The sequence below is a fragment of the Frankia sp. CcI49 genome, assembly GCF_001983215.1.
Classification (GTDB): Bacteria; Actinomycetota; Actinomycetes; order Frankiales; family Frankiaceae; genus Parafrankia; species Parafrankia irregularis.
In genome coordinates, this window is sequence record NZ_MOWP01000001.1 from 185,546 (window position 1) to 204,470 (window position 18,925).

The 18,925-nt window shown below is 71.3% G+C and carries 16 protein-coding genes; 4 read left to right on the plus strand and 12 right to left on the minus strand.

The genetic code is table 11. The features are described 5' to 3' along the window. Nucleotides 1-47 precede the first annotated feature (47 nt). On the minus strand, nucleotides 48-1,349 hold the full coding sequence (locus tag CcI49_RS00690) for a CoA transferase (protein ID WP_076823637.1): 1,302 nt from the start codon (nucleotides 1,347-1,349) through the stop codon (nucleotides 48-50). Nucleotides 1,350-1,598: 249 nt separating this feature from the next. On the opposite strand from CcI49_RS00690, the gene CcI49_RS00695 reads away from it, so the two are divergent. Next, nucleotides 1,599-2,390, plus strand: coding sequence for a crotonase/enoyl-CoA hydratase family protein (locus CcI49_RS00695; protein WP_054565330.1), 792 nt, complete (start codon nucleotides 1,599-1,601; stop codon nucleotides 2,388-2,390). A gap of 30 nt (nucleotides 2,391-2,420) precedes the next feature. Further along, the gene (locus CcI49_RS00700; protein WP_076823638.1) at nucleotides 2,421-3,413 is read left to right on the plus strand and encodes an LLM class flavin-dependent oxidoreductase; all 993 of its coding nucleotides are present in this window, start codon (nucleotides 2,421-2,423) and stop codon (nucleotides 3,411-3,413) included. Nucleotides 3,414-3,472: 59 nt separating this feature from the next. Here the strand turns inward: CcI49_RS00700 and CcI49_RS00705 are convergent, their stop codons facing one another. The 3 genes from CcI49_RS00705 to CcI49_RS00715 form a co-directional block, all read right to left on the minus strand. After that, nucleotides 3,473-4,156: a hypothetical protein gene (locus CcI49_RS00705; RefSeq protein ID WP_131830962.1), complete on the minus strand. Its 684-nt coding sequence runs from the start codon at nucleotides 4,154-4,156 to the stop codon at nucleotides 3,473-3,475. A gap of 527 nt (nucleotides 4,157-4,683) precedes the next feature. Next, complete coding sequence (locus tag CcI49_RS00710) at nucleotides 4,684-5,460, minus strand: TetR/AcrR family transcriptional regulator (protein ID WP_083749229.1); 777 nt, start codon at nucleotides 5,458-5,460, stop codon at nucleotides 4,684-4,686. 69 nt (nucleotides 5,461-5,529) lie between these two features. Continuing rightward, nucleotides 5,530-6,144 (minus strand): dihydrofolate reductase family protein, encoded by a 615-nt coding sequence (locus CcI49_RS00715; protein ID WP_054564307.1) that lies wholly within the window; start codon nucleotides 6,142-6,144, stop codon nucleotides 5,530-5,532. A 181-nt stretch (nucleotides 6,145-6,325) separates the two neighbouring features. Between CcI49_RS00715 and CcI49_RS00720 the strand changes: the two genes are divergently transcribed. Both CcI49_RS00720 and CcI49_RS00725 read left to right on the plus strand, forming a co-directional pair. Further along, nucleotides 6,326-7,192 carry a helix-turn-helix domain-containing protein gene (locus tag CcI49_RS00720; protein ID WP_076823640.1) on the plus strand — a complete coding sequence of 289 codons (867 nt, stop codon included), beginning with the start codon at nucleotides 6,326-6,328 and terminating at the stop codon, nucleotides 7,190-7,192. A gap of 256 nt (nucleotides 7,193-7,448) precedes the next feature. Beyond that, entirely contained in the window at nucleotides 7,449-8,990 is a 1,542-nt protein-coding gene (locus tag CcI49_RS00725; RefSeq protein ID WP_076823641.1) for a serine/threonine-protein kinase, read from the plus strand. A 160-nt stretch (nucleotides 8,991-9,150) separates the two neighbouring features. Here CcI49_RS00725 and CcI49_RS00730 read toward each other — a convergent pair whose 3' ends face one another. The 8 genes from CcI49_RS00730 to CcI49_RS00765 form a co-directional block, all read right to left on the minus strand. After that, complete coding sequence (locus tag CcI49_RS00730) at nucleotides 9,151-10,479, minus strand: acyl-CoA dehydrogenase family protein (protein ID WP_076823642.1); 1,329 nt, start codon at nucleotides 10,477-10,479, stop codon at nucleotides 9,151-9,153. A gap of 7 nt (nucleotides 10,480-10,486) precedes the next feature. Further along, nucleotides 10,487-11,746 carry an acyl-CoA dehydrogenase family protein gene (locus tag CcI49_RS00735; RefSeq protein ID WP_076823643.1) on the minus strand — a complete coding sequence of 420 codons (1,260 nt, stop codon included), beginning with the start codon at nucleotides 11,744-11,746 and terminating at the stop codon, nucleotides 10,487-10,489. A 69-nt stretch (nucleotides 11,747-11,815) separates the two neighbouring features. After that, a complete protein-coding gene (locus CcI49_RS00740; RefSeq protein WP_076823682.1) occupies nucleotides 11,816-13,000 on the minus strand; it encodes an acyl-CoA dehydrogenase family protein in 1,185 nt (394 codons plus the stop codon). Nucleotides 13,001-13,086: 86 nt separating this feature from the next. After that, entirely contained in the window at nucleotides 13,087-14,256 is a 1,170-nt protein-coding gene (locus CcI49_RS00745; RefSeq protein ID WP_076823644.1) for an acyl-CoA dehydrogenase family protein, read from the minus strand. A gap of 1 nt (nucleotide 14,257) precedes the next feature. Further along, nucleotides 14,258-14,728 (minus strand): hypothetical protein, encoded by a 471-nt coding sequence (locus CcI49_RS00750; RefSeq protein ID WP_076823645.1) that lies wholly within the window; start codon nucleotides 14,726-14,728, stop codon nucleotides 14,258-14,260. Continuing rightward, nucleotides 14,725-15,477, minus strand: coding sequence for an ABC transporter ATP-binding protein (locus CcI49_RS00755; RefSeq protein WP_076823646.1), 753 nt, complete (start codon nucleotides 15,475-15,477; stop codon nucleotides 14,725-14,727). Before CcI49_RS00755 ends, CcI49_RS00750 begins: the two co-directional genes overlap by 4 nt. Then, nucleotides 15,474-16,427, minus strand: a complete 954-nt coding sequence (locus CcI49_RS00760) for an ABC transporter ATP-binding protein (RefSeq protein WP_083749231.1) — start codon at nucleotides 16,425-16,427, stop codon at nucleotides 15,474-15,476. The genes CcI49_RS00755 and CcI49_RS00760 overlap by 4 nt, the downstream gene beginning before the upstream one ends. Next, nucleotides 16,414-18,615, minus strand: coding sequence for an ABC transporter permease (locus CcI49_RS00765; RefSeq protein WP_076823648.1), 2,202 nt, complete (start codon nucleotides 18,613-18,615; stop codon nucleotides 16,414-16,416). Before CcI49_RS00765 ends, CcI49_RS00760 begins: the two co-directional genes overlap by 14 nt. Nucleotides 18,616-18,925: the final 310 nt, after the last annotated feature.

Genomic DNA, 18,925 nt, shown 5'->3' on the forward strand with positions numbered 1-18,925 from the left:
CCCGCCGCGGCTCAGCGGGGCGAGCGGGCCTGCGCGTCCTGCGCGGTCTACGGGTTCGGTGCGCCCTCGGGGTTCGGGGTGTGCTGGCGGTTCGGGGTGTCGTCCCGAGCGTCGCCACGGCCGAGCGCGCCCTCGGCCCGCAGGCGGTCGATCCGCGCGTCGTCGTAACCGAGGACATCGCGCAGCACCTCGGCCGTGTGCTCGCCGACCCGCGGCGCGCGGGCCGGGTGCGGAAGGTCGCCGTCGACGATCCTGATGGGAATCGGCAGCTGGTCGGCGCCGAGGCTTTCCTTGGGAATCCAGGGCAGCCGGTCGGCGAACTGGGGGTCGTCCGCGAGCGTGCGGGGGGTGTTTACCGGGGCGATCGGGGTGTTCACCCGCCCGCCGAAGGCGATCCATTCCGCGCTGGTGCGGGTCAGGAAGACGGCCCGCAGCTCCCGGCGCAGGGCGGTGTTCCCGGCGGCGTGGTCGGCGTAACGCTCCCCGGGATAGCGGTCGAACAGGTCGGCGCGGCCCACCCCGACGCAGAAGTTCTTCCAGAACTCCCGTTCCGACGCCATGAAGAGAATGTGGCCGTCGCTGGTCGCGTAGATGTTGTAACGGACGCCCTCGGCCATTCCGGCGGTGCCGGGAAGGCGGCGGCGCCCGCCGTCGGAGGCGTTTCCGGTCACCTCGTCCGCCGGGCGTTCGTAGGCCCGGTGGGTTTCCGAGCGCAGCCAGTCCACGGCGGCCGCCGCGTCGGACTGGGCGACCTCCAGCCACCGCCCGACACCGGTGGACCGGGCGGCCAGAATGCCCGCGAGAACGCCCAGCGAACCGTAGAGCGGGCCGGCGTTGATACCGAGCGAGACGTGCTCGGGAATGGCGGTGAAACCGTCGTCGTCGACGACGGGGGTTACCACTCCGGCCCAGGTGTCGTACGCGACTCCGTGGCTTGGGTAGTCCTTGTACGGGCCGGTCAGGCCATAGCCGGAGATCGTCAGCAGGACGATCGCCGGGTTCACCGCCCGCAGTGCGTCGAAGCCGAGGCCGCGGCGGGCGAGCCCACCCGGGCGCATCGCCTCCACCACCGCGTCGGCCCCGCGGACGAGGTCGAGGAACACCGCGTGCCCGCCGGGGGTGCGCAGGTCCAGCACGATCCCGCGCTTCCCCCGGTTCACATGCAGGTGCATGAGGGACGTCCCGTCGACGATCGGCCAGGTCATCGACCGCACGTAGTCGCCCTGGGGCGGCTCGACCTTGATGACCTCGGCGCCGAGGTCGGCCAGCGCGGTGGTGACGGCGGCGGGCCCGAGCATCGAGCACTCGATGATGCGGACGCCGGCCAGCGGGGTGACTGTCTCGGGCACGCCTGTTCCCCTTCCACTTGCACGACTCCGACGGACCTGACTACCCGTCAGATCTTCGACATTAGCGTGCCGCCTTCGACCGTGGACGACGAACCGGGCAACCGGGACGGATCCCGCAACACCCTGCTCACCAGGGACTCTCGTGATGGTGGGCGACAGAAACTAGTACGTGTTCTAGCCTGGGGCCGCGCCGTGGGGCCGGTCGGCGGCAGCGCGCTCCACCGTGGCAGACGAACCGTGGAGGACATGATGAGCGAACATCTTGTGGTCGAGCGCTCGGGCCCCGTCGTCGTGGTGACGATGAACCGGCCCGAGGCACGCAACGCCCTGTCACCATCCATGATCGTGGGTCTTGCCGACGCCTGGGAGATGATCGACGCCGACCCGGCGGTCCGCGTCGCCGTCCTCACCGGAGCCGGCGGGGTGTTCTGCGCCGGCGCCGATCTGAAGGCGATGAACAACGCGGTGAGTGCCGACGGAGCCGCGAAACGCTTCCGGGAGGACACCGGCATCGCCTGGCGCGCCCTGCTGCGCTCGAAGCAGCTGGCCAAGCCGCTGATCGCCGCGGTCGAGGGGCCCGCCGTCGCCGGCGGCACGGAGATCCTGCAGGCGACGGACGTCCGGATCGCCGCCGAGAGCGCCACGTTCGGCGTCGTCGAGGTCACCCGCGGGCTTTTCCCGCTCGGCGGGTCGACGGTCCGGCTGCGCCGGCAGATCCCCTACGCGCGGGCGATGGAGCTGCTGCTCACCGGCGAGACGATCACCGCCGCCGAGGCCGCCGACATCGGTCTGATCAGCCGGGTCGTCCCGGATGGCAAGGCCCTCGACGAAGCCCTGCGGGTCGCCGAGCGCATCGCCGCCAACGCCCCGCTGGCCGTGCAGGCCGTGAAGCGCTCGGTGCGGGAGACCGAGGGGCTGCCCGAGACGGAGGCGCTGGCCCGTGAGCTGGAGATCGGCCTGCCCGTCTTCGCCACCGAGGACGCCAAGGAGGGCACCCGCGCCTTCTCCGAACGCCGTCCCCCCGTCTACACCGGCCGCTGACCCGAGACGGATCACCCGAAAGGAGCCGGCGTGCTCGCCGTGCTGCGCTTCAACTTCGCCGTGCCCGGCCTGGATCCGGGCGCCCTTTCCGCCGCCTACACCGCGGGCATCGAGATGGCCCGCCATGCCGACGCACACGGCCTCGACCTGGTCAGCCTGGAGGAACATCATGCGTCCGGCGATGGCTGGAGCCCCGCGCCGCTGCTGAACGCCGCGATGATCCTCGGTGCGACGTCCCAGTTGCGGGTGATCATCCAGGCGCTGCTGGTGCCGTTGTACGACCCGCCGCGGCTCGCCGAGGAGCTCGCGGTGCTCGACCTCGCCAGCGGCGGGCGGCTCACCATCGTCGCTGGTCTCGGATACCGGCCGGAGGAGTACACGGCGCTGGGCCGGGACTGGAAGACCCGCGGCCGGGCGCTCGACGAAGCCCTGGAAACCCTGCTCGCCGTCTGGTCGGGCGAGCCGTTCGAGCATGAGGGCCGGCAGGTGCGGCTTACCCCGGTGCCGCGGCGCGCCCCCTCCGCGCTGGTGTGGGTCGGCGGCGGAAAGCCGGTGTCGGCACGCCGGGCCGCCCGCCTCGGCCTGCCGTTCTGCATGCCGAAGAACGACCCCGCGCTCGCCGCCTACTACACCGAGCAGCTCGCCGCGCACGGGACGTCCGGCTTCGTCATCATGCCGCCGGAGCGGACCCGGCTGACGTTCCTCGCCGACGACCCCGACCGGGCCTGGGCGCGGCTCGGCCACCATTTCCTGCACGAGGCCCGCGCCTACGCCTCCTGGCAGCAGCCCGGCCAGACCTCGGCGGTCCGCTCACACGCCGACACCGTCGACGAGCTGCGCGCCGAGGGCGTCTACGAGGTGCTGACCCCGGCTGAGTGCGTCGAACGCGCACAGGCGGCCGGGCCGATGGACACGATGGTCCTGCATCCGCTCGTCGGCGGCCTGCCACCTGCCGACGGCTGGGAGAGCCTGCACCTCTACACCGACAAGGTCCTGCCCGCGCTCACGGCCGCCGCTGGCTGAACCCGAGTACACGGATGACCGAACCGACCAGCCGCGTCCCGGAGATCCGTTACCGGCAACTATGAAATGAACATTACAAATGACGTGCATGGCCGGACTTCCTTGATCTCCACGTCGGTTTTCAGGTAACGCTTACCGTCGGGATCGGTGACCATCGCAAGGCCGCCCGCATGACTTACTTGGCCGGTGAAGTCGTCTGCCTGCTGGAAGGCGACCATCGGTATTATCCTTGGCACATCAAAGAAGTCGTCGACCGGGCCGAACCTGAGCGTGTACCGCCCCGGCCCGCTGAGGTCTATGGGGAGTGAGGCGTAGGCGTAGTCGCCGCTGTTCGTCGTCTGTGGCTCGGATGTGGCCGAAAGCTTCGGCGGCGGCGCCGTCGCCAACTCGCGCTTGCCCGCACGAATTCTGAGCAGCTCAGCCGGCACGTCGACCCTGGTGCACAAAGGGTCGGTGTTTCCGGCCGGCGGTACCGTACTGGCTGCGGTAACCCCTGCGCTGGGCGCGGTGGCCGTCACAGCGGTACTGGCTGCGCTAGTCGTCCCACCGGCTGCGGTGACCGTCGCGCCGTCGCCGCCGCACCCCGCCGACAGCGCTACCGCCATAGCTCCGACGACAACGACGAAATAGCGCATGGCGCGTTTCATCCGGCTCTCACTTCCGCTCCGGTGCAGAGATGGCTGAACCAGCGCCAAGGATTGCGTCGCCAGCATTTGGGGGCAATGATTTGTGATCTTGATCACGGTGTAGTCGAATGCTGGTCGTGGAATTATTCCGCCGGGCTGCCCCTGACCTGCGGCTTCTTGTCGGGGCGTGCAGACGGTCGAGGGGTCGAGCTGAAGCGTGAAGGATTCTGGTCACGGGAGAGCCTGTCCCGGATTGACGCGGCCAAGATCGTTAGTTGGTGAGTGGGGGCTCGCGCTCCATCGTCAACGCGGCCGGACCGCTGAGAACCCGGTGGCCTGAGGCCTCGGTTTGGCGAGCCGCAAGAGTGAAGGATTTCTGTCGTTCCAACGACCAAAATCCTTCACTCTTGCGAGTTGTCAGGCGGGGACCACGCCCCTTTCGTCCCTATTAAGGCGAATTGCTGGCGCTGCGCGGCGGTGCGGGACCCTCGATGCGTGGGCGTGCGGGTGGGGTTGGCGTTCCATCGGCGCGGCTCCGCCACGCCCAGGCTGGTGGCCCGGATCCGCCGCGTCTCAGGATTCTGCTACGGGCTCTGGAACGACGAGAATGCGCCACTCTTGGGATGAGCTGGGCGCCGGGGGCGTCAGGGAGTGGTGGGCGGTAGGTCGTCTGCGTCGGTGGCCGGGCCGTGCGGGCGGATTCCGTCCAGGAGCATGCGCAGAAAGTGGTCGGCGAGCTGGTCGGGTGACAGCCGCCCGCTGGGGGAGTACCACCGGACGGACACCCAGACCGAGTCGCGCAGGAGCCGGTAGGTGATCTTGGGGTCCAGGTCGGCGCGCAGCTGGCCGGCCGCGATGCCGTCGCGCAGCACCTTCATCCACAGCCGTTGGGTCGACTGCTCGGCGGCGGTCAGATAGGCGAAGCGCGGAAGCTGGATGAGGTGCACCCGCTCGTTCTGGAAGACGGTGACCGCGGCGCGGTGCCGGGCCACCGAGGAGAACGCGGCCCGCACGAGACCGTCGATCTGGTCGACGGCCGTCCCGCCCCGCTCGACGATGGCCTCGTATTCGCGGTGCAGATCGTCGAGGTAGCTGGACAGCAGCTCGTCGATGATCGACTCCTTGGAGTCGAAATGGTGATACAGGCTGCCGGAGAGCATCCCGGCCGCGTCGGCGATCTCGCGTACCGTGGTGGCCCGGTAGCCGCGCTCGGCGAACAGGTCGGCGGCCAGCCCGACGATCGCCGCGCGGCGCTCCGACTCGCCCGACCCGGCGGCCCGGCCACCGCCAGCTCGCCGACCCGCAGCGTTGCGCCGGCCGCCCTCCGCTGGCGCGGGCCCGGCGTCGCCCGCCGGCACCGCCGCACTCTGGCGCGGGCGGCGAGCTGGCTGGTCGGGCGACGACACTGAACTTCGAGCCATGCCGGGATTATGCCCCACCAAGCGCTTGCTCTTCAGATGGCGGCCTCAGCCTCGACCGCTCTGGAGGGCCTATGCACTCGTGGTGGCGGTGCGGCGGCCCTCGACGGTGTAGGTGAGAGCGGCCGTTCCCCTGCTTGTGATGCCGCTTCCGATGAGCCGGAGTGGCCGTGGTGCCGGCAGGCCTCCGAACAGCCGCTTCCCCGTCCCGAGCAGCAGCGGGTGCACGAACAGCCGCAGTTCGTCGACGAGATCGGCCTCCATCAGCTGCCGAACCACGGCCCCACTGCCAAGTACCACGATGTCCCCGCGGTCCGCGGTGTTCTTCAGCCGGGTCACGGCGGTGACCAGATCATCTTCGAGTGGCTCGGCCCCCTTCCAGCCAAGCGGAGCGCTCAGCGTCCTGGTCGCGACGTACTTGGGTGTGGCGTTCAGAGCCGCAGCCATGGGGTTGTCGTTCGGCTGGAAAGGCCAGAACGCGGCCATCTTCTCGTAGGTCCGGCGCCCGAAGAGGTACGCCGAGGTCCCGCCGAGCCCAGCCGGATCGATCACCTCGTGCAGCACCTCTCCATACGGAACACCCCAGCCGCCGTGCTCGAATCCACCATCCCGGTCCTCGTCGGGAGAACCGAGACCCTGCATCACACCGTCGACGCTGAGGAACTCGACAGCTGCCAGCCCGCGCATGTCATCTCTCCCATCTCGATCGTTCACACACTCTCGATGCGGCGACCGCCGAGGTCGGCATGCCGCGCCGCCGTTGTGGTCACCGGAGGCGTGCTGTGCCTGGGGTTGGCGCATCAGCGGTGATGCTGCCGTGGCAGGGCCGGTGATGGCTTGAAGAAAACTGACCGCCGATACTCGCCTTATGGCGGCAACAGCGCCCGAGCTCGTCCGGCGTCCCGCGCACCCCGCCCTCGCCGGGCTGGTCGCGGGAATCGTCGGCTACCAGCAACGCGCTGACCGCCCGGTCGAGCGCCGGCAGCCGGCCGGGAGCCTGCTGCCGCTGGTGCTGTCCTTCGGCGACCCGCTCGAGGTGGTCGCCCTGTCCGACGGCGAGGGTGTCGGCCGGCATGGCTCCTTCGTGGCCGGCTTCATGCGGGGGCATGCGACGACTCGCTTCGAGAACAGCCAGCGATGTGTGCAGGTCTATCTGACCCCGCTCGGCGCGTACCGGCTCCTCGGCCTGCCCGGACGCGACCTCGCCGGCCGCGTCCTGCCGTTGGGCGACGTCTCGCCGACACTCGCGGGATCGCTGCCCGAGAGGCTCGCCGTGGCGGGGTCATGGGACGAGCGGCTCGCCCTCGCCGAAGACGCACTGCTACGGCTCGCCGTGGTCGAACGCGAACCGGAGCCGTTCGTGACATGGATGTGGGAGCGGATCCAGGCGTCCGAAGGGCAGGCCCGGATCGGCCAGCTCATCGAGAGCACCGGCTGGAGCGGGCGGCACGCCGCCGCCCGCTTCCGCGAGCAGGTCGGACTGACGCCCAAGGCCGCCGCGGCCGTGGTCCGGTTCGAACACGCGGCGGCTGACCTCAGGCGGTTCCCGCTCGCCCAGGTCGCGGCCCGGCACGGCTATGCCGACCAGAGCCACCTCACCCGCGAGGTCGTGCGTTACGCCGGCGAGCCGCCGCGCGTGCTTGTCGCCCAGCACCGCCCCACCGCGCACACCGCGCTGGGAAGGCCACCGCAATGTGGGTGTCAGACGGGTAGCAGTTCGAAGCCGGGGCTGTGACGCCGGGTCGCAGCCAGGAAGCGACGGCGGTCGGTGGTCGCCAGTTGCCTGATGTCGAGGCGCTCGGCGAGCCCGATGACGTAGGCGTGGCTTGATGCCGTGAGGAAACCCGACGTACAGGTCGGATCCAGGAGCTTCTGGCTCGGGTTTGGGAGATATTCTATGTGGCCAGTTGACGCCGACTTCTAGCCACCCACCTCGTAGGGGATGGGTCCCTGTCTACATCGGAGTACCATGATGATCATCTTTTGTCTATATGCAACCACTTGAGTCCGGAGACCCCTCGACGATCGGTCCGTACACTCTGCGGGCCCGTATCGGTGAGGGCGGGATGGGGCGCGTCTACCTGGCCAGTTCACCTTCGGGTCGACTCATCGCGGTCAAGGTGGTGCGACCGGATCTGGCGAGCGACGGCCAATTCCGTCATCGTTTCCAACGGGAGGTGGAGGCGGCCAGTCTTGTCAGCGGGGCGTTCACCGCTCCAGTGGTTGACTTTGATCTCACGGGTGTCATGCCCTGGTTGGCCACCTTGTATGTTCCCGGTCCCTCCCTGCATGAGGCCATCGTCAGGTATGGAACATTACCGGAGGCCGTGCTCTGCCGGCTGGCTGCCGGCATGTTGGAGGCAATTATTGCCATCCACCGGGTCGGCATTGTGCACCGCGATCTGAAGCCGAGTAATGTTCTGCTCGCCAGTGACGGGCCGCGTGTCATTGATTTCGGCATCGCGCGGGCGATGGAGCAGACGTCACTGACTCGGGTTGGTGGTGTTCTTGGGACTCCTGCGTACATGTCCCCAGAGCAGGCGGCGGGCGCTCACGCCGGTCCCCAGAGCGACGTTTTCTCCTTCGCCGCGGTACTCGTTTTCGCCGCGACCCGGCGTGGCCCGTTCGGCTCGGGCGATCCGGCGGCGCTGCTGTTCCGGGTTGTACACGGCGAGCCGGATCTGACGGGGGTGCCCACAGCGCCCGGCGATCTTCTTCGCCAATGCCTGGTGAAGAATCCGGCGGAGCGGCCAGCCCCAGATGCGCTGCTTCGGATGTTCGTGGACCGCCTGCCCTCAGGGCCGGTTGTCTGGCCGGAGGACATCACCCGACTGGTCTCGGCACGTGAGACCGAGGTCGCCGCACGGGTACCGACCCACCGTCCTCGGATCGCGCCTCCCGATACCGAAGTCGCTCGGGAAGCCGAAGCCGAAACCTACGTTTTTCCGGGAAATCGCCGAAAAATTCTCCTGGCTGGCTCCCTGCTGCTCGGCATCGCCATACCGCTGTTAGTCCTGTTTGTGATAGGGCTGGTAAATGTTGCGGTTTCGGTCGCTCGGCATGAGCCCATGGCCACCGATGATGTTGTCGGCAACATCGTCGGCGGCACCTTATGGGCAATTCTCACAATTATTCCACTTGTGTCCGGGTTGTGGCGATTTCGTTATGGTAGTTCCCGGCTGGAACTGTCCATGGCACCCGACAGCCTGCACGTCAGGGCGGGTGGACGACGTTATGATATTGCGTGGCAGGATCTGGTGAGCGTGAGCGTCGTCAGGCTGGGGAAGCGCGAGGTGCTGGCGGTCTGGCCGACCGCAGGATGGGCGCTCCGGAACCGGSACCTGGGATGGGTGCGTCGCGGACTTCTGAAATGGGTTGTACGAGACTCCTATTCGTTGCGCTACTACTTTGGAATTTGGTACCACCCGGCACTGAAATGCGATATGCTTATCGACTTGAAACTGCTGCGCGGGGCGACTCCCGACCATGTGATTTCCGCTGTCACCGCCCACGCCGGTGCTCTGAGCCGTTAGGGCTGGCCGCGGACCGTGTCCGGCAGCAAGGCCCACGTCACTGCCCTGGGCCAGCGCTCAGGGGTGCGCTGGTCGCGTTGGCGGACAAGGTGGACCTGATCAGCGTCAGGTCTGGGAACAGCAGGGCCGTCTGGCAACCACTCTCTGGGGGAAAGTCGGTTCAGCAGGCGTCGCCGGGGTTTTCCAGGTGTACAAGGGCATCGCCGAGTTCGCTCAGCAGGGCTGAGGCGCCGCCGGTGAGCAGCTCGATCTGTTTGCCCCAGAGGAAGTAGCGGTGGACGGGGTAGGAGATGTCGGCGCCGAGGCCGCCGTGCAGATGCTGGGTGAGGTGGACGCAGTGCTGGCCGGCCTCGGCGGCCCACCAGGCCGCGGTGAGGATCTCGGCGGTGGCGTCCAGGCCCTGGTCGAGGCGCCAGGCGGCCTGCATGGCGGTGGCGGAGATGCCGACGGTGTCGACGTAGGCGTCGGCGGCCTTGAGCGCCACGCCCTGGAACGTCGACAGCGGGCGGCCGAACTGGGTGCGGGTCGAGGTGTGCTCCGCGGCCATTTGCAGCGCCGCCGCTGTCACCCCGGCGGCGAGGGCGGCGAGCAACACCAGCAGATGCGCCCGCAGGTCGGTGGCAGCGCCGGGCAGGCGCAGCGCGGGCACGTCGGTGAGCTCCAACTCACCGTGCAGCTCACCGCTGGTGGACGGACCCGATCGCACAGCGCAGCCGGGGCTCGACGGGTCGAGAAGCCACCCGTCGGCGCCGATGGGCAGCAGGATGCGTTCGGCGACATGGGCGTACGGCACCCCGGCGATCCGTCCGCTCACCCGACCGGCGGCGGGGCCGGTCGCGGTCACCCGCAGCGGTGCGGCGACCTGCTCCGGTGCGCAGGTCAGCATCACCTCGCCGGCGACCACCCTGCGCAGCAGCGCCAGGATGTCCTCCGCCCAGGCCGGGCGCTCCGGTTCCGCGGAACCGCTGGGGCATGCCGGTTCCGCGGAACCGGAGCGGTGTTGTGCTTCTGCGGGGCCGTCGGGCCGTGCTGGTTCCGCGACGCCGGTGAGATGTTGCGGTTCCGCGGAACCGCCGGGCTGGGCCGGTTCCGCGGAGCCGGAGTGGCGTTGCGGTTCCGCGGAACCGAGGGGCTGGGTGGGGTTCGGGCCGGACGCCGCAGCGACCGCAGCCGGGCCCGGGGTCGGGGCTGCGTGCGCGAGCACGCGGGCAGCGGCGATCGTCCAGAGCAGGGGGACGGGGGCGACGACGCGGCCCTGTTCGACGCAGACGATGGCGGCCTCGACCAGGCCGAGGCCGGCGCCGCCCAGCTCCTCGGGCAGGGCCACCCCGAGCAGGCCGGCGGCGCCGAGATCGGCCCACAGGTCACGGTCGACGCGCTCCTCGGTCGCCTCGACCGCCGCCACCCGGGCGACCGGGGACCGCTTGGCGAACAGTTCCGCCGCGAGCTCGCGCAGCGCGTCCTGGCTTTCGTCGAAGGTCAGGTCCATCGCGGCGTCACCTGGCCCGGCGGGCCATGCCGAGCCCGGCGCTCGCGACGATCTCCCGTTGCACCTCGTTCACTCCTCCGCCGAAGGTGTTGATCTGCGCGGCCCGCGCGGCGCGTTCGATCTCGCCGGCCAGCAGGGCGCCGGGGGAGCCGGTGCGCAGCCAGGCGCCGGCGCCGAGGATTCCCAGCAGCAGCCGGTAGACCTCGACGTGCGTCTCGGTGCCGTAGAACTTCACGGTGCTGGAGTCGGCGGGGCGCAGCTCACCGGTCGCGATCGTGGTGGCCATCTGCCAGTTGAGCAGCTTCATCACCTCGAGCCGGGCGAAGCACCGCGCCAGGTCGGCGCGCACCCACGGCCGGTCGGCGATGCGCGCGCCCGCGGGCGCGCCGGCGGCGGGGGTGGGGTCGGGGGTGGCCAGCGCCCAGCGGCGCACCTCGCCCCACATGCGCCAGGCGTGGCCACCGAGCGCGGCGAGGCCGACCCGCTCGTGGTTGAGCTGGGTGGTGATCATGCGCCAGCCGCCGCCCCGTTCACCGACCAGGTTCGCCGCCGGGACGCGCACGTCGTCGTAGTAGGTCGCCGTCGTCATCACACCGCCCACGGTCATGATCGGCGTCCATCGGAAGCCCGGTTGCGCGGTCGGCACGAGGAGGATGGAGATGCCCCGGTGGCGGGGCAGGTCCGGGTCGGTCCGGGCGGCCAGCCAGATGTGGTCGGCGTGGTTGGCACCCGAGGTGAAGACCTTCCCGCCGCGCACCACCCACTCGTCGCCTTCCAGCCGGGCGGACGTCCGCAGCGAGGCGAGGTCGGTGCCCGCCTCCGGTTCGCTGTAGCCGATCGCGAAGACGGACTCACCGGCCAGGATGGCGGGCAGGTACCGCTCCTTCTGCTGATCCGATCCGAACCGCATCAGCGTCGGCCCGACCGTGTTCACGGTGACGAACGGGAACGGGACGCCGGCCCGCTGCACCTCGTCGAACATGACGTACTGGTCGGTCGCGGGCCGGCCCTGGCCGCCGTACTCGACCGGCCACCCGAGGCCCAGCCAGCCGTCCGCGCCGAGCCGGCGGACGATCCGGCGGAACGTCACGCTCGCGGTCGCCGGGGACGTGGCCAGGGCCGGGGCTGTGGCCGTGGTCGTGGCCGGGGCCGGGGACAGAGCCGGGGACGCCAGGTCGGCGCGGTCGGCGGGGGTGAGCAGCTCGGCGAAGTACGCCCGCAGCCGCCGGCGCAGCGCCAGCTGTTCCGGCGTGTAGTCCAGGAACATGTCTTCGCACCAATCGACATCGACGGAGGTGGGGCTGCGCGGGTGCGCTCGGGCTGTGCGCCGGGCCGCTCAGGCTGGCAGGGGCTCGTCGGCGAGCAGCGCGCCGAGCGCGGCGGCCTGGCGGCTGACCCCGCCCAGGGCGAGCTCCAGCTGCTTGGCCAGCACGTAGCAGCGGTGCACCGGGTAGGCGCGGTCGACGCCGGTCGCGCCGTGCAGATGCTGCGCGGCCCGGGTGACCCGCCGCCCGCCGCTCGCCGCGACGAGCTTCGCGACGGCGACCTCCTTCGCCGCGGGCAGTCCCTCGTCGAGCCGCCACAGCGCCTCCGCGGCCGTCCACCGGATGGCCCGGGCGTCGATGAACCCGTCGGCGAGGCGCTGGCGCACCGCCTGGAAGCCCGCGATCGGATGTCCGAACTGCTCGCGGGTGCGGGTGTGCAGCGAGGTGAGGCGCAGCGCCTCGTCGACGACGCCGGCCATCACCGCGCAGCTCGCGGTCGTCGCCCGGGCGAGGGTCCAGTCGAGCGCGCTGGTGTCGAGTGGGCCGACCGCCGCGGCGGGCGCCACCCGGACGTCGGTGAGCTCCAGCTCGGCCTCGACGGCCCAGGCGATCGTCCGCTGTGCCCGCCGGGTCACGCCGGGGGCAGCCGGGTCGACGAGGAACAGCCCGGCGCCGGTCTCGGTCGTCGCCGACACCAGGATCGCGTCGGCGATCATGCCGGCCGGGACGCAGGTCTTCGTCCCGGAGAGCACCCAGCCTCCGCCCGAGCCGGCCCCCGCGCCGCCGCCGCCCGGGCCGCCGCTGCCCTCGGCCCCCGCGCCGCTGGCCTCGGTGCGGGCGGTCGTCGCCGGGCGGCGTGGGTCGCCGAGCGGCTCGGCCAGCGCCGCCGTCAGCACGGTGGAGCCGTCGAGCACCCCGGGCAGCAGGGCGTCCCGCAGGGCCGGTGTCCCGAAGCGGACGATCGGGGGCACGGCGTATCCGAGGGTGGCCAGGGCGGGGACCGGCGCCGCCGTCCGGCCGGCGTGCTCCAGCAGCCGGGCGAGCGCGACCAGACCGAGGCCAAGACCGCCCGCCTCCTCCGGAACAGCGGTTCCGAGCAGGCCGGCGTCGGCGAGCGCGGTCCACAGGTCGCGGTCGAAGGGGGGATCGGCGCCCTCCTCGGCGGCCCGCAGCCGCTCCGGGGAGGTGTGGTCGCCGAACAGGCGGCCGGCGAGCTCGTCGACCGCCAGCTCCGGCTCGCTCAGGGTGAAGTCCACGGTCATGGTCCTTCCGGACGTCGGCGGGAGTCAGCGGTGTCAGCGGCGTCAGCGGTGTCAGCGGAGTCGACGCGCGTCGGTACGCGTCAGCGGGTGACGGGAAGCCCGAGGCCGAACTGGGCGATCAGGTCCCGCTGCAGCTCGTTCACGCCACCGCCGAAGGTGAGGATCACCAGGCCGCGGTAGAGCGACTCCAGCCGGCCGGCGAGCACGGCGCCGGGTGACGAGGCCCGCAGGTAGCCGGGCTCGCCGACGATCTCCATGAGCAGCGTGAGGGCGTCGAGGTAGTGCTCGGTGCCGAAGACCTTGATGCCGCTGGCGTCGGCGACGTCCAGCACGCCGCGCTCGCCGTCGGCGGCGACCTTCCAGTTGAGCAGGCGCAGCACGGAGAACCCGGCGTAGGCGTGGGCCAGGTTCGCCCGCACCCACTCCTGGTCGATGACACGGCGGCCGTCGGGCAGCAGGGTGCTCGCGGCCCAGCGCCGGACGTCCGTCAGCGCGCTGTCGACCATGCCGGGGCTCGCGAGCGTCACCCGCTCGTGGTTGAGCTGGTTGGTGATGACCGTCCAGCCGTTGTCCTCGCCGCCGACGAGGTTCGCCGCCGGCACCCGCACCTGGTCGTAGTGCACGGCGGCGATCTCGTGCTCGCCGAGCAGCGACAGCGGGCTGACGGTGATGCCGGGGGTCTCCATCGGCACGATCAGGATCGAGATCCCGCGGTGCTTGCGCACATGCGGGTTCGTCCGGACCGCCAGCCAGCAGAAGTCGGCGGTCTGGGCGTAGCTCGTCCACAGCTTCGACCCGCTGATGACGTAGCTGTCGCCGTCGCGGACGGCGGTGGTGCGCAGCGACGCCAGGTCGGTGCCGGCCTCCGGCTCGCTGTAGCCGACGCAGAAATGGACCGTGCCGGCGAGGATCGCGGGCAGGAACCGTTCCCGCTGCGCGTCCGTGCCGAACTGCATCAGCGTCGGCCCGATGGTGTTGATCGTCAGCATCGGCACCGGTGCCCGGGCCCGCAGCGACTCGTCGAAGAAGATGAACTGCTCGACATGGCCGAGCCCGCGCCCGCCGTAGCGGGCGGGCCAGCCGAGACCGAGCCAGCCGTCGGCACCCATCCGGCGGACGAGCCGGCGCATCACCGGCCCGGTGAGGTCGGCGTCGAGGGCGGCCCGGGTGTCGGCGTCGATCAGCTCGGCGTAGTAGTCACGCAGCTCGGCGCGCAGCTTCTCCTGTTCGGGTGTGTACGCGAGGTGCATCTCAGCCCGCCCCGCCCCGCTCGGCGAGACCGGCCTGCAGCTCCCGCTGCTCGTGCTGCTCCCGCTGTTCGAACAGGATGCGGGCCAGCCAGAAGCGCAGGAAGCCGGTCAGCGAGTAGCGCAGGAAGAGCGCCGTCCCGGTGACCGTCACGCAGACGCCGATCAGCGAGATGTTGAGGGCGTCCCGCTGCTGCAACGGGTTCGTGGTCGCGTGCGAGATGGTGTAGCCGAAGATCGCGAGGAGGATCCCGAGCGCCATCAGGACCACGCCGAGGCGCAGCAGCTGGGCGTCGAGGCGGGTCCGCGGGTCGCGGATGCGCAGCCGGGTGAGCTCGGCGCGGAACCGGTCGGACCGGTCGGACCGGTCGGACCGGTCCGACCGGTCTGTCGCAGAAGCGGTGCTCGTCGGGGTGGCCGCGGTGTTCATGGTGTTCGCGGCGGTGCTCGTGCTCGTGGTCGTCTCGGCGCTCATGCCCTCTCCGTCAACACGTCGTCGCGGTGGTCTGGCCCGCCCAGGTACACGCCCTGCAGCTCGCCTCGGATGTCGTCCGGTGCGCCGGCGAGCACGATCCGTCCGTCCGCCAACACCACGGCGGTGGTCGCGACCCCGAGCACCGCCGCCGCGAACTGCTCGACGGCGACGATGGTCACGCCGGTCGCGGCGATCTCGCGGACCTTGTCGTAGAGCTCCCCGACGATGCGCGGCGCCAGCCCCATGGACAGCTCGTCCAGCAGCAGGACGGCGGGGTCGCCGGCGATCGCGCGGGCCATCGCGAGCATCTGCTGCTCGCCGCCGGACATGGTGCCGGCACGCTGGCGCCGCCGCTGCGCGAGCCGGGGGAACGCGGTGAACGCCCGGTGCTCGACCTCCGCCCGGGAAACCCCCCGGTAGGTCACCATCCGCAGGTTCTCCCCGACGGTGAGCGTGGGGAAGATCCCGCGCCCCTCCGGGATCAGGCACAGGCCGCTGCGGGCGAGCGCGACCGGGTCCGCGCCGGTCACCGGCCGCCCGTCGAGCAGCAGATCGCCCGCGGACGGACGATGCAGCCCGGCGGCCACCCGCAGCGTGGTGCTCTTGCCCGCCCCGTTGGGCCCGAGCACGGCGAGCACCTCGCCGGCCGCGACCTCGAGATCGATGCCGTGCAGGACCGTGATGGCGCCGTAGCCGGCCTCGACGCCGCGCAGCGTCAGCAGCGGCGGCTGCGACCGGGTGGCGCTCACCGAGGTTCCCGGACGAGCTGGTCCGATCCGGTGTCGCCGAGGTAGGCGGTGCGCACCCGTGGGTCGGACCGCACCTGCGCCGGGCTGCCGGCCACCATCAGCTCCCCGAAGTCGAGGACGTAGAGGTGTTCGCACACATCCATCACCAGGTCCATGTCGTGCTCGACGAGCAGGATGGCCATGCCGTCGGCGGCCAGCTCCCGCAGCAGCGCCGCGAACCTCGCGGTCTCCTGGCCGTCCTGCCCCGACGCCGGTTCGTCCAGCAGCAGCACCGACGGACGGATCGCGAGGGCCCGGGCCAGCTCGACCAGCCGCCCCAGCCCGGTGGGCAGGGAGTCGGCACGTTCGTCCGCGACCGCGGTGAGCCCGACCTGGGCGACGATCGCCGCCGCCTCGGCCCGCCCCCCGGCGGGGCGCGCGCCGGCGGGGCGGCCCGCGCCGTCGGCGCTGTGCCGGCCGCCGAGCCGGGCGCTGTGCCTGCGGCTTCTGGTCCATCGTTCGCGCATGCGCACCGCGATCAGCACGTTCTCCAGGACGGTGAGCTGCCCGAACAGCTCCAGCTGCTGGAAGGTGCGGGCCATGCCCAGGCGGGCCCGCTCGTGCGGGGCGAGGCCGGCGAGCTGGTGCCCGCCGAGCCGGACGCTGCCGCCCGTCGGTGTCAGGAGACCGGTGATGACGTTGAACAACGTCGTCTTGCCCGCCCCGTTGGGACCGATCAGGCCGGTCACCCGCCCGGCGGGCACCGCCAGGCTGATCCCGCCCAGGATCACGTGTGCCCCGTAGCGGACGGTGATGCCGTCGACCTCGAGAACGGAGAGCACCTCAAGGGCGGGGCTGGACGAAGCCGCGGGGCCGGGGCTGGCGTCAGAGGTGGGGCTGACGTCAGAGGCGGGGCTGGAGTCGGAGGTGGGGCTGGTCTCAGGGGTGGGGCTGGTCTCAGGGGCGGGCATGGGCCACCTCCGGCAGGCCGAGCGCCCGGTCGACGGCCGCGATGTCCGCCCGCCCCACCTGCCCCCGCAGGCCGAGCCACTCCAGCGGTTCGGACAGGCCGCCGTCCGGCAGTCCGCCGGTGCCGGACGACGGCCCGTCCTGGCGGGCGGCGAGCCGGCTGCCGGCGACCATCGCGGCGAGCACCGGCACCGCCGCCGCCAGCAGCAGGACGCCGAGCACGAGTGAGTAGCCGTCGATGAGGTCCACCAGGCGGGCCGCCCAGAGCAGGACCAGCACCCCGAGCCCGGCGACCGCGACGCCCGGGGCCCGGGCGACCGGGGCGAACGCGGGCCGCAGGAAGCCCGGGATCAGCCCGTTCGGGTTCGCGGCCAGCGCGATCGCGGACAGCCCGACCGCGGTCGCGGTGATCCTCGTCGCGTCACCACCGAAGGCGTTCGACAGGCTGGAGGTCCCCAGCAGCAGGGCCACCGCGAGACCACTGCCGAGCGAGCTGACCCCCGCCACCACCACGATCAGCAGCACGGTCAGGCCGGTGACGAACGTGAACGTCTCCGGGGTCGCCGACTGCAGCCCGGCCGCGTAGATGCCGCCGCCGAGCCCGGCGATGGCCGCGGACAGCGTGAACACGGCGAGGTTCGTCGTGCGCAGGTTGACGCCGATGGTCGCGCAGGCGGTCGGGCTCTCCTTGCGCGCGATGAGGCGCTGCCCCAGATCGCTGCGGCGCAGCCCGACCAGGCCGAGGATGACCAGGCAGAACACGACGGCGCCGAAGACGAAGTAGGGCCGGGTGCCCGCGGTGTCGACGCCGAAGGCGTGGAACCGGGTGAACGTGAGCGACCCGGCGCCGAACAGGTCGAACCGGTGCCCGAACACGGTGAACGCCGGCAGCTGGAAGATCCAGCCGTCGAGCGCGACGGCGAACGCGCCGGTGAGCAGCGCCAGGAAGATGGCGGACAGCCGCAGCGCGGGCAGCGACACCAGCGCGCCGACCAGCGCCGTCACAGCCGCGGCGAGCAGCAGTGAGAGCGGGTTGCCGTCCGCGCCGGCGTGCGCCACGACGACCGCGCCGATCCCGGCGAAGGAGAGCTGGCACAGCGACGTCTGACCGGCGTAGCCGACCAGCGGCACCACTGACAGCCCGACGATGCCCAGCCCCCACATCTGCGTCGAGGAGAACAGGTCCGCCTCGGTGACGGTGGTGACCGCGATGGCCGCCCCGAGCAGGGTGCCGGCGACCAGCAGCCCGGCCGCGGGCCAGCTCGGCGACGGGGTGATCTCCCGGATCCGGGCGGCCGGGCGGCCACGCGGCCGGGACGACGGCAGCACCAGCAGCGCCAGCGCCAGCACCACCACCGGGATGATCGCGACCAGGCCGGTCAGGTACTGGGCGCCGGTGTGGATCTTCGGTAGGTAGCCGATGCCGTAGTCGTTGGCCAGCCCGACGACGAGCGCCCCGACGAACGTCAGCGGGAGGCTGCGCAGCCCGCCGATCACCGCCGCCGCGTACGCGTTGACGATCAGCAGCGTGAGCGGGATGGCGGACAGCGTCAGCTTCGGCGCGACCAGGATCCCGGCCAGCGCCGCCAGCGAGGTGCCGACGGCCCAGGCGAGGCGGGACGTCGCCGTCGGGCGGGCGCCGTTGAGGACGGTGAGCGTCCGGTCGTCCACCACCGCCCGCATCGCGACCCCGACCCGGGTGAAGTGCAGCAGCGCCCACAGCCCGGCGGCGACCAGCGCCGCGAGCCCGAGGACGAGCACGTCGTCGTAGGGCACCGCGACACCCGCCACGGTGAAGCCGGAGCCGGGGAACAGTTCGCTCAGGGCACGGAAGTCGGACGGATCCCAGATCCACTGCGCGGCGCTGAGCAGGCTGACGAGCAGCGCGACCGTCGCCATCAGCCGCGTCGTCGGTGAGGTCCCGTCCAGGCGCCGCATGACGAGGCGCTCGATCAGGATGCCGAGCGCCGGGGCCAGCACGCAGACGCACAGCAGCAGCGCGACCGGCGTGGGCCAGCCCCAGCCGACGCGCAGCTGCCAGTAGGCGAACGCGGCGATCATGCCGGTCGCGCCGTGGGCGACGTTGAACACGCCCGTTGTCACGTAGGTCAGCGTCAGTCCGCTGGCGGTGATCGCGTAGATGCCGGCTGTGGTGAGACCACTGATCGTGAAGACGAGGAACTCGTGCATCCGGTTGCCGTTTCTCTGTGACGTCGCCCGGCCCGGGTGGTGGAAGCCGCGTGGTCGCCGACGGCGGCCGGCGGTGGCCGGGCCGTGTGCGGTCCGTGCGGGAGACCGCGGCCGACGGATCGCCCGACGGACTACCGATGTTGTGCTTCGGGTCACATAATGAAACACGTTCTCGTATGGGTGCGCAACGGCCCACCCGCCACCTACGGGCCGACCTGCTCGGTTTCGTGTTACCCAAGCAAGCGCTTGACCGTACGCACTGCCGCCCCTACCGTCCCTCAGCGAACGGACCCACCGGCCAACGGGAGGT

What these genes read in the sequence shown, in the direction of transcription:
- CcI49_RS00745 (WP_076823644.1), bottom strand. Translation starts at nt 14,256, where the DNA reads ATGCACCTCGCGTACACACCCGAACAGGAGAAGCTGCGCGCCGAGCTG.
- CcI49_RS00760 (WP_083749231.1), bottom strand. Translation starts at nt 16,427, where the DNA reads ATGCCCGCCCCTGAGACCAGCCCCACCCCTGAGACCAGCCCCACCTCC.
- CcI49_RS00710 (WP_083749229.1), bottom strand. Translation starts at nt 5,460, where the DNA reads ATGGCTCGAAGTTCAGTGTCGTCGCCCGACCAGCCAGCTCGCCGCCCG.
- CcI49_RS00765 (WP_076823648.1), bottom strand. Translation starts at nt 18,615, where the DNA reads ATGCACGAGTTCCTCGTCTTCACGATCAGTGGTCTCACCACAGCCGGC.
- CcI49_RS00730 (WP_076823642.1), bottom strand. Translation starts at nt 10,479, where the DNA reads ATGGACCTGACCTTCGACGAAAGCCAGGACGCGCTGCGCGAGCTCGCG.
- CcI49_RS00715 (WP_054564307.1), bottom strand. Translation starts at nt 6,144, where the DNA reads ATGCGCGGGCTGGCAGCTGTCGAGTTCCTCAGCGTCGACGGTGTGATG.
- CcI49_RS00750 (WP_076823645.1), bottom strand. Translation starts at nt 14,728, where the DNA reads ATGAGCGCCGAGACGACCACGAGCACGAGCACCGCCGCGAACACCATG.
- CcI49_RS00735 (WP_076823643.1), bottom strand. Translation starts at nt 11,746, where the DNA reads ATGTTCCTGGACTACACGCCGGAACAGCTGGCGCTGCGCCGGCGGCTG.
- CcI49_RS00720 (WP_076823640.1), top strand. Translation starts at nt 6,326, where the DNA reads ATGGCGGCAACAGCGCCCGAGCTCGTCCGGCGTCCCGCGCACCCCGCC.
- CcI49_RS00695 (WP_054565330.1), top strand. Translation starts at nt 1,599, where the DNA reads ATGAGCGAACATCTTGTGGTCGAGCGCTCGGGCCCCGTCGTCGTGGTG.